This window comes from Kluyvera genomosp. 2 (assembly GCF_036759865.1).
Lineage (GTDB): Bacteria > Pseudomonadota > Gammaproteobacteria > Enterobacterales > Enterobacteriaceae > Kluyvera > Kluyvera ascorbata_B.
The window spans coordinates 216219-230543 of record NZ_JAPKIA010000007.1; the positions used below are offsets into that span (position 1 = coordinate 216219).

Here is a 14325-nt window from a genome sequence, read left to right on the forward strand (position 1 = left end):
TACCGAGCCAAACCCCGGCGGCGCTTCGCTTGGCTGGGCTACGGAATGAGAGGCTTCGCGCTAGTTTAACCCTAAGAAATGCTGGGCGATTTTGAAGTAGATAATCAGCCCGGTGCCGTCAATCAGCGTGGCGATAAACGGCGCGGAAACCACCGCCGGGTCGATGCCGACGCGTTTAATGACCAGCGGGATCACCGAGGAGACGATCGCACTCCAGATGGTAACGCACACCAGCGTCAGGCTGACGATAAAGGTGATTTCCGGGCCAATGCCCATGATCCATGCTCGCAGGCAGCCTGCCGCGCCGAGCGTGATGGCGACCAGCATCGCCGTCGACATCTCTTTACGCAGAATTCGCCCCAGATCCCTTAAGCCCACTTCGCCTAGCGCCATGGCGCGCACCAGCGTCGAGGTGATTTGCGTACCGCTGTTGCCCCCGGTGCCAATCAGCAACGGGATAAAGAAGGCTAGCGCAATGGCGGACTCCAGCGCCTCTTCAAAGTGCTGAATCACGGTGCTGGTGTACGCTTCCGCGATAAACAGCAGCAGCAGCCAGACGGCGCGTTTTTTCCACAGCGTAACCGGGCTAATCTCCAGATACGGTTTTTCCAGCGGCAACGTCGCCCCCTGAAGCTGCGCATCTTCGGTGATTTCATCGGCTAACAGCTTATCAATTTCTTTTTCATTGAGGCAGCCGATAAGCTTGCCGTTTTCAATCACCGGTAGCAGCGTCAGGCGGTGCTTTTCGATAAGCTCCGCGGCCACGTCGCGGGTATCGTCCGGGCCGACGTGGAATAGGGTGGTGGTCATCAGCTGCGCGACCGGCTGATGATCGTCGGACGCTTGTAACAGCGCGCGAGTCGATAATATTCCACGCAGGTTGTCGCCGGAAACCACGAATACGGCGCAGGGGAAATGATCGTCATTTAATTGTCGCAGGAACATCTCGCGCGCTTCTTTTACGCTGAGTGGTTCCGGCAACGAAATAAACGTTTTCGACATGTAGCTTGAGATAATATCGCCCGTAGCCGGGGCAGTTGGGTAGTGCGGCGCAGTGGCATGAATATAAGACATCAAAATGTTCCCTATAGAAATTCTATATAGGGCGAACAAAACTGGAAATGCTGAGAAAAATCCCTACGTCCCGGTTTTAGCACTGAACAACGTATCTGTACGGCCTTGAGCCGTCAGAAGTTATCTTGGCAACACCTTGATTCGATGGATGCCTGTATTTCCCTGTGATGGTCTCTCTCGATACCACCAGGGCGATAACTTATGTTTATTCAGGAGCCTCGCCATAACAAGATTATTAATTACGATGCTGAGTGAGTTTATATTTCCCACGTGCTTTCAGGCACGCTGGTAAATTCAACGAGCGTAATATAGCGCGTTATTATTCATTGTGGTGGTGAAAGATCAAGTGGTTGAGATTAGGTTTAGTATTTTGTTTGTGGCGTAAAAAACCCGGCGTCGCGATGCTCGGCCGGGCTACAGGGATTAAAACGGTTATCGGCGTGAGCGCACGACCTGATAACGGCGAGTCAGGTATTCCACCGGCGCGCTCCAGACGTGCACCAGGCGGGTGAACGGGAACAGCAGGAAGATGGTCATGCCGAGCACCAGATGCACGCGGTAAACCCAGGCTACGCCGTCCAGGTGCGCCGATGCGCCGCCGTGGAAGGTGACCACCGCCTGCGCCCAGTCCACCAGCTTCAGCATCTCGCTGCCGTCAGGGTGCTGCGCGGAGAACGGAATGGTGGTCAGGCCGAGGCAGCACTGGATCAGCAAAATACTGAGGATCAGAATATCCGCCGTCGATGAGGTTGCGCGAATGCGCGGGTTGAACAGACGACGAATCAGCAGACCAGCGCCGCCGACCAGCGTCATTACCCCACAGGCACCGCCGAGAATCATCGCCATCAGCTGTTTCTGCGACAGCGGCAGCCAGGATTCATAGACCCAGTGCGGCGTGAGCATGCCGAAGAAGTGGCCGAAGAAGATCCCCAGAATACCGACGTGGAACAGGTTGGACCAAATCACCATTCCGCGCTTGTCGAGCATCTGGCTGGAGGAGGCGCGCCACGTGTACTGACCGTAGTCGTAGCGCAGCCAGCTGCCCAGCAGGAACACCGTGCCGCAGAGGTAAGGGTAGATATCGTAAAAAAAGACGTTGAGGTACTGTATCATTTCGGGCCTCCCGCACGGACGTCGACATACTGTGGCGCCACGTCCTGGCTAAAGCGTCGTTGATAACTTTGCAGCGGGGAACTGTCACAGGCGGTGGCGTTATCTTCGATAAACTTCACCTGTTCTTCTTCCCAGACTGCGTCCAGCGCCTGACGGGTATCATCTCGCGCTTCACCCGCCACCTGTTTTGTGACACTGTCACTTGATAATGATGTTTTCGCCAATGACAGCAGGGTGTCGAACAGCTGATACCACGGTGCCTGACGCTGTTTCAGCCGCCCGCCAATCAGCGCCAGAATCGGCGCCACGTTTTGCAGGCCTTCCTGCGCCTGAGCCTGTGGCAGAATGCTGAGATACTCAAGATAGAGCGGCAGATGGTCAGGCAGTTCGCGGCAGTCGAGCTGCAAACCGGCCTGTTCATACTGCGACATGAGCTCAACCATCGCCTGACCACGGTCGCGGGATTCCGCATGCACGTGCTCAAACAGCATGAGTGACGTCGCGCGCCCGCGCTCGAAAATCTCGCACCATTCAGCCTGCTTATCAAGCAGCGAGGCCGCCAGATGTTGTTCAAGGAAGGGACGCAGCGCCGGGGCGTCGCTGTCAATCAGCGCAAACAGCTCCGCCTTGTTGTCCCAGCTTAGCTCATCGGGGTACTCCAGCAGCAGCCCGATGATTTTCAGGACTCGCATTAGTCTTTCTCCCCGATGTTGATGGCATCAATACGGTGGCTGTTAAACAGGTTGAACTTGGTGTCCGACCCGTGACAACCGTCGCCGAAGGTGAAGCCGCAGCCCTTGCTTTCCGGGAAGGCATCTTCCGCCATTTCACGATGGCTGGTGGGGATCACGAAACGATCTTCGTAGTTGGCAATCGCCAGGTAGCGGTACATTTCTTCAACCTGTTCGACGCTTAAGCCCACTTCTTCCAGCGCGCGCGTGTCGGTGACCCCTTCAACGGTCTGCGAGCGTTTGTAGTGACGCATGGCCATCATGCGTTTCAGCGCGCGCAGCACCGGGCCGGTGTCGCCCGCACTTAGCATATTTGCCAGGTACTGTACCGGAATACGCAGGCTTTCGACCGCTGGCAGAATGCTGTCGGTTTTCGGCAGGCCGCCTGCGTCCGCAACGGACTGAATCGGCGACAGCGGCGGCACGTACCAGACCATTGGCAGGGTACGGTATTCTGGATGCAGCGGCAGCGCCAGCTTCCAGTCCATCGCCATTTTGTATACCGGCGAACGCTGGGCGGCGTCGAGGGTGTTCTGGGTGATGCCTTGTTTTAGCGCTTCTTCAATCACCGCCGGGTCGTGTGGGTCGAGGAACACATCGCACTGGCGTTCATAAAGATCGGTTTCTTTCTCGGTGCTGGCGGCCTCTTCAATGCGGTCAGCATCGTACAGCAGCACGCCCAGGTAGCGGATGCGGCCAACGCAGGTTTCCGAGCACACGGTCGGCTGGCCGGACTCGATGCGCGGGTAGCAGAAGATGCATTTTTCCGACTTGCCGCTCTTCCAGTTGAAGTAGATTTTTTTGTACGGACAGCCGCTGATGCACATACGCCAGCCGCGGCATTTGTCCTGATCGATCAGCACAATGCCGTCTTCTTCACGCTTGTAGATAGCACCGCTTGGACAGGTGGCAACGCAGCTTGGGTTCAGGCAGTGTTCGCACAGACGCGGCAGGTACATCATGAAGGTGTTTTCAAACTGACCGTACATTTCCTTTTGCATTTCCTGGAAGTTATGGTCGTGGGCGCGCTTTTCAAATTCGCCGCCGAGCAGTTCTTCCCAGTTCGGGCCCCATTCAATTTTGTTCATCCGCTGCCCGCTGATCAGCGAGCGCGGGCGGGCGGTTGGCAGATGTTTGCCTTCCGGCGCGTTGTGCAGATGCTGGTAATCGTAGGTGAACGGCTCGTAATAGTCGTCAATCCCCGGGATCAGCGGGTTGGCGAATATTTTCGACAGCACGCCAATGCGCCCGCCGAGGCGCGGCGTCAGCTTACCGGATATACCGCGTACCCAACCACCTTGCCACTTTTCCTGGTTTTCCCAATCCTTCGGGAAACCGATGCCCGGTTTGGTTTCCACGTTGTTGAACCACGCATATTCCATGCCTTCGCGGCTGCTCCAGACGTTTTTACAGGTCACGGAGCAGGTATGGCAGCCAATGCATTTATCAAGATTTAACACCATCCCAACCTGCGAGCGAATCTTCATTTTGCCGCCTCCTGTACCTGGTCATGGCCTTCATCGTCCAGCCAATTAATATTTTTCATTTTGCGGATCATAATGAACTCATCGCGGTTCGAACCGACCGTGCCGTAGTAGTTAAAGCTGTAGGCAAGCTGCGCATAGCCGCCAATCATATGGGTAGGTTTCGGGCAAATACGCGTGACCGAGTTGTGGATACCGCCGCGTCGACCGGTGACCTCCGAGCCTGGAATATTCATCAGACGCTCCTGGGCGTGATACATCATGGTCATGCCCGGCGGCACGCGCTGGCTGACCACCGCGCGGGCGGTCAGCGCACCGTTAGCGTTGAAGGCTTCAATCCAGTCGTTATCGGCAATGCCCAGTTCTTTGGCGTCGGTTTCACTCAGCCAGACGATCGGCCCGCCGCGCGACAGCGTCAGCATCAGCAGGTTCTCGCTGTAGGTGGAGTGAATACCCCATTTCTGGTGCGGCGTCAGGAAGTTGAGCGCTTTTTCCGGGAACCCGTTTGGCGGTATTGCGTTCATCTGACTGACGCTGCGGGTATCGATAGGCGGACGGTAGGCCACCAGGCTTTCGCCGAAGTCGCGCATCCACGGGTGATCCTGGTACAGCGACTGACGGCCGGAAACGGTACGCCATGGGATCAGCTCGTGTACGTTGGTGTAGCCCGCGTTGTACGAGACATGTTCATCTTCCAGACCCGACCAGGTGGGGCTGGAGATAATTTTACGCGGCTGCGCCTGAATGTCGCGGAAGCGGATCTTTTCATCTTCCTTGTTGAGCGCCAGGTGCGCGTGTTCGCGGCCGGTAAATTCCGCCAGCGCTTCCCAGGCCTTCACGGCTACCTGACCGTTGGTTTCCGGGGCGAGGGCGAGGATCACTTCTGCGGCATCTATCGCGGTCTCAATACACGGGCGGCCTTTGGCCGGGCCGTCGAGCTTGACGTAGTTGAGCTTGCCGAGGAAATCGACTTCGGTCTGGGTTTTCCAGCCAATGCCTTTACCGCCGTTGCCGAGTTTATCCATCAGCGGCCCCAGCGAGGTAAAGCGCTCGTAGGTGGCCGGATAGTCGCGCTCGACGGCGATGATATTCGGTGCGGTTTTGCCCGGGATCAGGTCACATTCGCCTTTGCGCCAGTCCTGGATCGCAAACGGCTGGGCCAGTTCTGCCGGCGAGTCGTGCTGTAACGGTTGCAGCACGACGTCGGTTTCGGTCCCCAGATGGCCCTGGCAGATGCTCGAAAATGCTTTGGCGATGCCTTTGTAGATCTCCCAGTCACTTTTCGATTCCCACGCCGGGTCGACGGCGGCGGAAAGCGGGTGGATAAACGGGTGCATGTCTGACGTGTTCATGTCGTCTTTTTCGTACCAGGTGGCGGTCGGCAGGACGATATCGGAGAACAGGCAGGTGCTGGACATGCGGAAATCGAGCGTCACCAGCAGATCCAGCTTGCCTTCAAGGGCTGCAGTCTGCCACTCGACCTCTTCCGGTTTAACGTCATCGGTCGAACCCAATTCTTCCCCCTGAATACCGCTGTCCGCACCCAGCAGGTACTTCAGCATGTATTCATGTCCTTTGCCGGAAGATCCCAGCAGGTTAGAGCGCCAGATGAACATGTTGCGCGGATGGTTCTGCCCGCTATCCGGCTGTTCACTGGCAAAACGGATGTCGCCGGACTTCAGCGCCTGCACGGTGTACGCCTGCGGCGTCATGCCGGCGGCTTCGGCTTTGGCTTTCAGACTCAGCGGGTTGAGGTTGAGCTGCGGTGCAGATGGCAGCCAGCCCATACGTTCGGCGCGAACGTTAAAGTCGATCAGATGGCCGGTATATTTCGCCGGATCGGCCAGCGGGGAAAGCAGTTCCTGCGCGGTCAGCTTCTCGTAGCGCCACTGACTGGCGTGATTGTAGAAGTAGGAGGTACTGTTCATCTGACGCGGCGGGCGGTTCCAGTCCAGCGCAAATGCCAGCGGCAGCCAGCCGGTTTGCGGGCGCAGCTTTTCCTGGCCCACGTAGTGCGCCCAGCCGCCGCCGCTCTTACCAATACAGCCGCAGAACACCAGCATGTTGATCATGCCACGGTAGTTCATGTCCATGTGGTACCAGTGGTTAACCCCGGCACCGAGGATGATCATCGAACGACCATGGGTTTTGTGCGCAGTGTCGGCAAATTCGAGGGCGATTTTCTCGATGTTTTTCCGCGAGACGCCGGTGATATGCTCGGCCCAGGCCGGAGTATAGGCTTTGACATCGTCGAAACTGGTGGCCGCCAGCGCATCGTCCAGCCCGCGATCGAGGCCGTAATTCGCCAGGGTCAGGTCATAAATACTGACGACCAGGCGTTGGCTGCCGTCGGCCAGCGTCAGCGCCTTTGCCGGAAGCTTGCGTACCAGAATCGGGTCCTGCTTCACGCTACGGAAGTGCGGATTTTCATTGCCGCCAAAGTAGGGGAACGCCACTCCGGCCACGGTATCGCGGCTGTCGAGCAGGGAGAGCGTCAGTTCAACCTCCTGACCGGCGGCCTGTGATTCGAGGTTCCATTTCCCTTTTTCACCCCAACGGAAGCCGATAGAGCCGTTAGGGGCGACCAGCTCACCGTCGCTGCTGTAGGCCACGGTTTTCCATTCCGGGTTGTTACTTTCGCCCAGACCATCGACCAGATCGGCGGCGCGCAGCATACGGCCTGCGGTATAGGTACCGTCTTCACGGCTATCGAGCATCACCAGCATCGGCATGTCGGTATAGCGGCGGCAGTAGTTGATAAAGTAATCGCTGGGGTTGTCGAGATGGAACGCTTTGAGAATCACGTGCCCCATCGCCATGGCCAGCGCGCTGTCGGTACCCTGTTTCGGTGCCAGCCACTGGTCGCTCAGCTTGGCGACTTCGGAGAAGTCCGGCGTAATGGCAATGGTTTTGGTGCCTTTATAGCGCACTTCCGTGAAGAAGTGGGCGTCCGGCGTACGCGTTTGCGGCACGTTCGAGCCCCAGGCGATGATATAGCTGGAGTTATACCAGTCGGCGGACTCGGGCACGTCGGTCTGCTCGCCCCAGGTCATCGGCGAAGCCGGCGGCAGGTCACAGTACCAGTCGTAGAAGCTCAGACAGGTGCCGCCAATCAACGACAGATAGCGCGTGCCGGCGGCGTAAGAGACCATCGACATTGCCGGGATCGGCGAGAAGCCAGCGACGCGGTCCGGGCCGTAGGTTTTGATGGTCCAGACGTTAGCGGCGGCAATCAGCTGGTTGAGCTCTTTCCATGATGAACGGACAAAACCGCCTTTCCCACGCGCTTCTTTGTAGCGACGGGTCTTCTCAGCGCTTTGCATAATGCTGTCCCAGGCGATGACCGGGTCCGGATTTTGTGCCAGCGCTTCGCGCCACAGCTCAATGAGCTTTTTACGCGCCAGTGGATATTTCAGCCGGTTGGCGCTGTAGAGATACCAGGAATAACTTGCGCCGCGCGGGCAGCCGCGGGGTTCGTGGTTAGGCAGGTCAGGGCGGGTGCGCGGGTAGTCGGTTTGCTGTGTCTCCCAGGTCACCAGTCCGTTCTTCACGTAAATCTTCCAACTGCATGAGCCGGTACAGTTCACCCCGTGCGTCGAGCGTACGATTTTGTCGAACTGCCAGCGCTGACGGTAGCTATCTTCCCAGTCACGGTTATTGTCATAGACCTGCCCGTGACCATTGGCAAAGGTTTCGCCTTTCTGCTTAAAGTAGCGAAAGCGATCCAGTAGTTTACTCATGACATTCCTCCTGCTCCGATAATGTCCGGCATCGTGCCGTTCCGGATGGCGACGCTCGCGCGCCTTATCCGGCCTACAAGCCCGCTCGACCCCGTAGACCGGATAAGGCGTGAGCCGCTATCCGGCAAATTTCTCGTTATTGTTTTGCCGGTGCGCGGCGGCCATAGACCAGCCATGTCACCAGCACGCAGACGACGTAAAAAACAAAGAACACTTTCATGGCGCCGACCGGTGAACCGGTCATGGCTAAAGAGGTACCGAACGCTTTCGGGATAAAGAAGCCGCCGATAGCGCCGATGGCGGAGATAAATCCAAGCGCGGCAGCCGTATCGGTCACCGCTTCGTGCTGCGCCTGCTCATCGGTGCCACCGCGTTTTTTCACGCTCTCAATGGTTATCTGGCGGAAGATCACGGCAATCATCTGGAAGGTGGAGCCGCTGCCGAGGCCGGCGGTGAGGAACAGCCCCATAAACACCACGTAGAAAGCGAGGAAGCTGCCGGAGCCGCTGCCGGGCAAGGTCAGGAACAGCAGACCGGTAAAGACCGCCATCAGGACGAAGTTCACCAGCGTCACCTTCACGCCGCCCAGACGATCGGAAATGACGCCGCCAAACGAACGCGCCAGCGCGCCGATAAAGGGCCCGAAGAAGGCCAGCTTGAGGATGTTAACGTCAGGGAACTGGGTTTTCGCCAGCATGGCAAAACCGGCCGAGAAACCGATAAATGAGCCAAAGGTAGCGAGGTACAGCAGACTGAGCAGCCACATATGAGGGCGTTTCAGTACCGGGAGCTGATCGCGTACCGAGGCTTTTGAGCTGGCGATGTCGTTCATGCCAAACCATGCGGCGATCGTGGCAATGACCAGCAGCGGTACCCAGATGATGGCGGCGTTGCTCAGTGCCAGCGTCGAGCCATCTTCCTGAGTGACGCCATGGACGCCGATAAAGGTGAACATCGGCAGAAAGATCACCACAGGCGCCACCATCTGCATCACGCTCACGCCCAGGTTACCTAAGCCGCCGTTCACGCCAAGCGCGCTGCCCTGTTTGGCTTTTGGGAAGAAGAAGCTGATGTTACCCATGCTGGAGGCAAAGTTAGCACCGGCGAAACCGCACAGTAACGCGATGGTGATAAATACCCAGAATGGAGTAGCGGTGTTTTGGATGGCAATGCCTAACCAGATGCAGGGGATAACCAGGATCACCGTGCTTAATACGGTCCAGTAACGCCCGCCAAATATAGGTACCATAAAGGAGTAGGGTACGCGCAAAATAGCGCCGGAGAGAGAAGGTAGTGCGGTTAATAAAAATAGCTGGTCGGTAGTGAAATTAAATCCTACTTTGTTGAGATTTACCGCAACGGCGCTAAATAACATCCAGACGCAGAAGGCGAGTAATAAGCAGGCTACGGAAATCCACAGATTTCTCCTGGCAATTGATTTGCCTTTATTTTCCCAGAAGGCGGGATTTTCAGGTCTCCAGTCTTTTAAAAGATAATGATTCTCTTTCTCATTTTTTGTCGCCATATTACCCTCGGAAGCCACGTCATAAAAAAGAAACAAAGGAAAAACAGCGAAGTAGGTAGGGAGGAGTTATTATCGCCAGGCCGTTTTATCTCTTTATCGTTGAAGAATAGATAAAAAAAACGCGTTGTAAGAAAACGCGTCGTGAATAAAACGTTGTGAATTGTTACTAAATGTAAATTAAACGGGGTTAAGCTCTATCGAAATATAATGCTTTATATAGCGAGTGAAAATTTCATCGCTTATTTCTGCCATGCCCAGGGCATAAATACCATCCAGCCCGCAAACCAGCGCAATCAGGCGCCAGGCAATATCGTCTGCGTTATCAATTGGCCGAAATTCATTTGCTTGCGTGCCCAGTAAAATGAGATTGACGGTTTCCTGATGCCACATGTCCATCGTCAGCAGATACGCCCCTTTGATGTCGCTGTCGCTGTCTGCCAGCAGCTGAGCTTCCCGCCATAGGCGGATATACGGCTCCAGCCGTCGATCGTCGCTGCCCACCATGGAAAACAGGCGTTCGTACCAGCTGGCGTCATCGCTGACCAGCGGCATATCCAGCATTTCGCGTATCAGCCTGACAAAAGCCAGCGCCTTGAGTTCGCCTATGGAGGCGAAGTGGTGATGGACCTGGCCGCTGGCGACGCCGGCCACGGTGGCGATATGGCGTACGGTCATCGCACTGAGCCCACCGTTCAGCGCAACCTGCATCGCCGCTTTGAGGATCACTTCCCGTCGTTCTTCACGCGTTAAATAGTTCATTTTTAATTGTTTAAGGAGTGTTTAGCTGAGAATAACAAAAAATTGGACATGCGTTCAACAATCCGGCAGGATCCTTTTCCTGGACACATGTCCAATTTCAAAATAACGAGAGGAACAAACGATGTCTCGCCAGTGGTTAACGCTGATGGCTATTTTGCTGGTCTATATCCCGGTGGCAATTGATGCCACGGTGCTGCATGTGGCAGCGCCGACGCTAAGCGGAGCGCTGGGCACCAGCGGCAATGAGCTGCTATGGATCATTGATATCTACTCATTAGTGATGGCCGGGATGGTGCTGCCGATGGGCGCGCTCGGCGATAAAATTGGCTTTAAGCGCCTGCTACTGCTCGGTAGCGGGCTGTTCGGGCTGGCGTCGCTGGCGGCGGCATTTTCATCGACCGCGCTGGCGTTGATTGCCGCGCGTGCGATGCTGGCGGTTGGCGCTGCGATGATCGTACCCGCAACGCTTGCCGGTATTCGCAGTACCTTTGCTGAAGCTAAACACCGGAATATGGCGCTCGGGCTGTGGGCGGCGGTGGGTTCCGGCGGTGCGGCCTTTGGCCCGCTGGTCGGGGGGCTGCTGCTGGAGCACTTTTACTGGGGATCGGTCTTCCTGATTAACGTTCCCATCGTGCTGGTGGTGATGATTATCGGCGCGCGCATGGTGCCGCGTCAGCCTGCGCGTCGCGAGCAGCCGCTGAACCTGACCCAGGCGCTGATGCTCATTGCCGCCATTCTGATGCTGGTCTTCAGCGCCAAATCGGCGCTCAAAGGGCACCAGGCCGTGTGGCTGACCACGCTGGTGGCCGCGGTGGGGGCCGCCATGCTGTATACCTTTGTCCGTCAGCAGCTGGCGGCCACCCGGCCGATGATTGATATGCGGCTGTTTACCCACCGCATCATCTTAAGCGGCGTGGTGATGGCCATGACCGCGCTGGTCACGCTGGTGGGCTTCGAATTGCTGATGGCGCAGGAGCTGCAGTTTGTGCACCAGAAAACGCCGTTTGAAGCGGGGATGTTTATGCTGCCGGTCATGGTGGCCAGCGGATTCAGCGGGCCAATAGCCGGCGTACTGGTGTCGCGTCTGGGTTTACGCCAGGTCGCCACCGGTGGTATGACGCTGAGCGCGCTGAGCTTCCTTGGGCTGTCCGTCACCAATTTCAGCACTCAGCCCTGGCAGGCATGGGGGCTAATGGCGCTGCTGGGCTTTAGCGCCGCCAGCGCGCTGCTGGCGTCTACCTCCGCCATCATGGCCGCTGCGCCTAAAGAAAAAGCGGCAGCGGCCGGGGCGATAGAAACCATGGCCTATGAGCTGGGTGCAGGGCTGGGTATTGCGCTGTTTGGCCTGATTCTGACCCGCAGTTACGGCGCCGCGATTGTGTTGCCTGCGGGGCTGGAAAGTGAAAACGCCGTGCGGGCCGCGTCGTCGATTGGCGAAGCGATGCAGCTGGCGCAGTCGCTACCCGCCATACCGGCTCAGGCGTTGGTTAACGCTGCGCAAACTGCCTTTATCAGCGCTCATAGCGTTGCGCTGGCAACGGCGGGTGTGCTCCTGTTGCTACTGGCGGCAGGGATCTGGCGCGGGCTCGCCAACGCCCCGGAGGCGGCCCGATCGTGAGGCGATGGTACAGCCGTCGCCTTTTTACAGTGTACATATTTGAACGTTTACACTACAATTGACATTAAATGTACAGGCTGTTTTTACGGCGATGTACGGTAATTATGTCCGGGAGGAACGATGGCCACAGCACAAGAAAGCCATGTAAACGGTCATGTTGATACCAGTAAGGCGCTGCCTGTCGTGTTCCGTATTCTGGAAAAATGGCACTGCAGCACAGATGAACAGCTACGGCTTCTGGGTATCAGCTCGCGTTCAACATTGAACAAATATAAAGAGTCCAAAGGCGGCATTCGCTTAAGCGCCGACATTCAGGAGCGGATGAGCTATATCCTCAACATCCATAAATGCCTGCGGATCCTGTTTTCTGCCGAGGACAGCATCTATGGCTGGGTGCGTAAACCGAATGCGCATCCTTTCTTTGCCGGGCGCTCGGCGATGGATGTAATGAACGGTGGTCGGGTGGCCGATCTGTATGAAGTCGCTTCGCGGCTTCAGGCCTGGAGAGGGGGAATGGCTTGAGCACTGACACACCTCCGCTGGTTGCGTTTAAGGGCGCAACCGCATACCGCATCATTCCCAGCCGCTATCCGACTATCGATCTGTTTGAGGATGTTGCCAGCAGCGATGAGCTTGAGGCGGTGTGGGCCGTTGAAGCGCTGACCAACGAACGCTTGATGGAGTCCGCCGGCGAACTGATGCGGGTGCCGAAAGAAGACTGGCTGGTCGGGCTTAACGGCAGCAGCTACGTCATGGCGGCGTTTACGCATATTAACCCGGAGGGCGCGCGTTTTAGCACCGGCGATTTTGGTGGTTACTACTGTGCGCCACTGCTCGATACCGCCGTCAAGGAGACGGTATATCATCAGGAGCGTATTTTTGGTTACACCCGAGAGCCAGCGCAGAAAGTGCAGATGCGGGTGTTGTATACCGAGTTTGATGCGACGTTAGTGGATATCACTCAGGAACCGTTTCTCTCTTCGCCGCTCTATCATGCCACCGACTACAGCCAGTCAAAGGCGTTCGCGCAAACGCAGAAAAAGCACAACAGAGACGGCATTCACTACTGTTCCGTCCGCCATACCGGGCATACCTGTTATGTGCTGTATCGGCCTTGCCTGGTCACGCAGGTGTTACAGGCCGAGCATCTGGAATACCACTGGAACGGCAGCGCGATCGCTAACGTACTGAGTATTAAACTCTACGGCGACTAGCGGCTATGGCCGGCGCGTGGCCTGCCAGCAGAGCAGGGAACCGGCGCAGACCATTCCTGCGCCTTGCCAGAAAGACCACGAGAGCGTTGCGCTGAGCAACACCGCCGCCAACGCGGAAGAGAGCACCGGCGTAAAATAGGATGCGGCGGCCAGAAAGCTGACGTTACCGTGCAGGATCCCGACGTTCCACGCCGCATAGGCTAATCCTAACGACAGCGCACACATCAGCAGCTTAATGATCACCGGCCAGCTAAATACCATCGGTGGTTGTTCGCTCAGCAGAAACTTCACCCACAGGCTAAGCGCGGTCAGCAAAACGAACAGCGTGATGCCGTTTTTTCCCCTGGCATATTTGGCGGTGACCGTGCAGTAGGCCGCCCAGATAAACGCGCCGACAAACGCCAGAATATAACTCAACGGGCTGGAAATAACGTTGCGCGTTATTTCTGCGATATCGAGACCACGCTCGCCGCCTAATACCCAGGTGACGCCAAACAGCGCGAGGAGTAAACCGGGGATCGTCAGCCAGCTGCTTTTCTGGCCGTTAAACAGAATAGCGAACAAAATCGTCAGGCTTGGCCACAGATAATTCACCATGCCCACCTCAATGGCCTGCTGGCGACTGGCGGCGTAGCCTAACGACAGTGCGAGACACATTTCATAGCTAACGAACAGCACGCTGCCGGCCAGTAAGTAGCGGCCAGGTATCTGACGCAGCTGAGGAAAACCAACGGTGAAAACCAGTAAGATGCCGCTCAGGCTATAGATCATCGCCGCGCCGCCGACCGGACCGAGGCCTTCACTGACGCCGCGAATTAACCCCACCATGGTGCTCCATAAAACAATCGCGGTGAGTCCGATGAGCGTCGCTCTTTTTTTGTCCATATTTAACCTGATGCTTTTAAAACCGAAGTCTGCGGTTATAGCACCTTTTGGCCGCCCGCTGGGATATTTTTGTGAGCGCCATAACCCTAAAGAGTTAATAAAACCTGCGACCCCTGACTATTAAGGGGGGCTCCGTTTTCGACATTGATTTGACGCAAAAAAATCAGGGCTTTTGCTGTTAG

11 protein-coding genes and 1 riboswitch are annotated in these 14325 nt (G+C 56.7%); of the genes, 3 read left to right on the forward strand and 8 right to left on the reverse strand.

The genetic code is table 11. The features are described from left to right. Positions 1–60: 60 nt before the first annotated feature. The 7 genes from V6942_RS09835 to V6942_RS09865 all read right to left on the reverse strand — a co-directional run bounded on the left by V6942_RS09835 (position 61) and on the right by V6942_RS09865 (position 10426). Positions 61–1074 (reverse strand): magnesium transporter, encoded by a 1014-nt coding sequence (locus tag V6942_RS09835; RefSeq protein ID WP_106926981.1) that lies wholly within the window; start codon positions 1072–1074, stop codon positions 61–63. Positions 1075–1128: 54 nt separating this feature from the next. Further along, positions 1129–1312, reverse strand: a riboswitch (M-box (ykoK) riboswitch). A 194-nt stretch (positions 1313–1506) separates the two neighbouring features. Beyond that, the gene (gene narI / locus V6942_RS09840) at positions 1507–2187 is read right to left on the reverse strand and encodes a respiratory nitrate reductase subunit gamma (RefSeq protein ID WP_064545526.1); all 681 of its coding nucleotides are present in this window, start codon (positions 2185–2187) and stop codon (positions 1507–1509) included. Then, positions 2184–2879: a nitrate reductase molybdenum cofactor assembly chaperone gene (gene narW, locus V6942_RS09845; RefSeq protein ID WP_106926983.1), complete on the reverse strand. Its 696-nt coding sequence runs from the start codon at positions 2877–2879 to the stop codon at positions 2184–2186. Before narW ends, narI begins: the two co-directional genes overlap by 4 nt. After that, positions 2879–4405: a nitrate reductase subunit beta gene (narH, locus tag V6942_RS09850; RefSeq protein ID WP_106926985.1), complete on the reverse strand. Its 1527-nt coding sequence runs from the start codon at positions 4403–4405 to the stop codon at positions 2879–2881. The genes narW and narH overlap by 1 nt, the downstream gene beginning before the upstream one ends. Then, positions 4402–8142: a nitrate reductase subunit alpha gene (locus V6942_RS09855; RefSeq protein ID WP_106926987.1), complete on the reverse strand. Its 3741-nt coding sequence runs from the start codon at positions 8140–8142 to the stop codon at positions 4402–4404. Before V6942_RS09855 ends, narH begins: the two co-directional genes overlap by 4 nt. A 136-nt stretch (positions 8143–8278) precedes the next feature. Next, positions 8279–9667: a NarK family nitrate/nitrite MFS transporter gene (locus V6942_RS09860; protein ID WP_106926989.1), complete on the reverse strand. Its 1389-nt coding sequence runs from the start codon at positions 9665–9667 to the stop codon at positions 8279–8281. Positions 9668–9844: 177 nt separating this feature from the next. After that, a complete protein-coding gene (locus V6942_RS09865; protein ID WP_333501187.1) occupies positions 9845–10426 on the reverse strand; it encodes a TetR family transcriptional regulator in 582 nt (193 codons plus the stop codon). Positions 10427–10547: 121 nt separating this feature from the next. On the opposite strand from V6942_RS09865, the gene V6942_RS09870 reads away from it, so the two are divergent. The 3 genes from V6942_RS09870 to V6942_RS09880 all read left to right on the forward strand — a co-directional run bounded on the left by V6942_RS09870 (position 10548) and on the right by V6942_RS09880 (position 13258). After that, positions 10548–12044 (forward strand): MFS transporter, encoded by a 1497-nt coding sequence (locus tag V6942_RS09870; protein WP_333501188.1) that lies wholly within the window; start codon positions 10548–10550, stop codon positions 12042–12044. Positions 12045–12164: 120 nt separating this feature from the next. Beyond that, a complete protein-coding gene (locus V6942_RS09875; protein ID WP_106926995.1) occupies positions 12165–12566 on the forward strand; it encodes an MbcA/ParS/Xre antitoxin family protein in 402 nt (133 codons plus the stop codon). Then, complete coding sequence (locus V6942_RS09880) at positions 12563–13258, forward strand: RES family NAD+ phosphorylase (RefSeq protein ID WP_106926997.1); 696 nt, start codon at positions 12563–12565, stop codon at positions 13256–13258. The genes V6942_RS09875 and V6942_RS09880 overlap by 4 nt, the downstream gene beginning before the upstream one ends. A gap of 3 nt (positions 13259–13261) precedes the next feature. On the opposite strand, the gene yddG is transcribed toward V6942_RS09880, so the two are convergent. Continuing rightward, positions 13262–14143 carry an aromatic amino acid DMT transporter YddG gene (gene yddG / locus V6942_RS09885; RefSeq protein ID WP_106926999.1) on the reverse strand — a complete coding sequence of 294 codons (882 nt, stop codon included), beginning with the start codon at positions 14141–14143 and terminating at the stop codon, positions 13262–13264. Positions 14144–14325: the final 182 nt, after the last annotated feature.

Coding starts and splice junctions, on each gene's coding strand:
- V6942_RS09855 (WP_106926987.1), bottom strand. CDS start 8,142: ATGAGTAAACTACTGGATCGCTTTCGCTACTTTAAGCAGAAAGGCGAA.
- V6942_RS09860 (WP_106926989.1), bottom strand. CDS start 9,667: ATGGCGACAAAAAATGAGAAAGAGAATCATTATCTTTTAAAAGACTGG.
- yddG (WP_106926999.1), bottom strand. CDS start 14,143: ATGGACAAAAAAAGAGCGACGCTCATCGGACTCACCGCGATTGTTTTA.
- narW (WP_106926983.1), bottom strand. CDS start 2,879: ATGCGAGTCCTGAAAATCATCGGGCTGCTGCTGGAGTACCCCGATGAG.
- V6942_RS09835 (WP_106926981.1), bottom strand. CDS start 1,074: ATGTCTTATATTCATGCCACTGCGCCGCACTACCCAACTGCCCCGGCT.
- narI (WP_064545526.1), bottom strand. CDS start 2,187: ATGATACAGTACCTCAACGTCTTTTTTTACGATATCTACCCTTACCTC.
- V6942_RS09870 (WP_333501188.1), top strand. CDS start 10,548: ATGTCTCGCCAGTGGTTAACGCTGATGGCTATTTTGCTGGTCTATATC.
- narH (WP_106926985.1), bottom strand. CDS start 4,405: ATGAAGATTCGCTCGCAGGTTGGGATGGTGTTAAATCTTGATAAATGC.
- V6942_RS09865 (WP_333501187.1), bottom strand. CDS start 10,426: ATGAACTATTTAACGCGTGAAGAACGACGGGAAGTGATCCTCAAAGCG.
- V6942_RS09875 (WP_106926995.1), top strand. CDS start 12,165: ATGGCCACAGCACAAGAAAGCCATGTAAACGGTCATGTTGATACCAGT.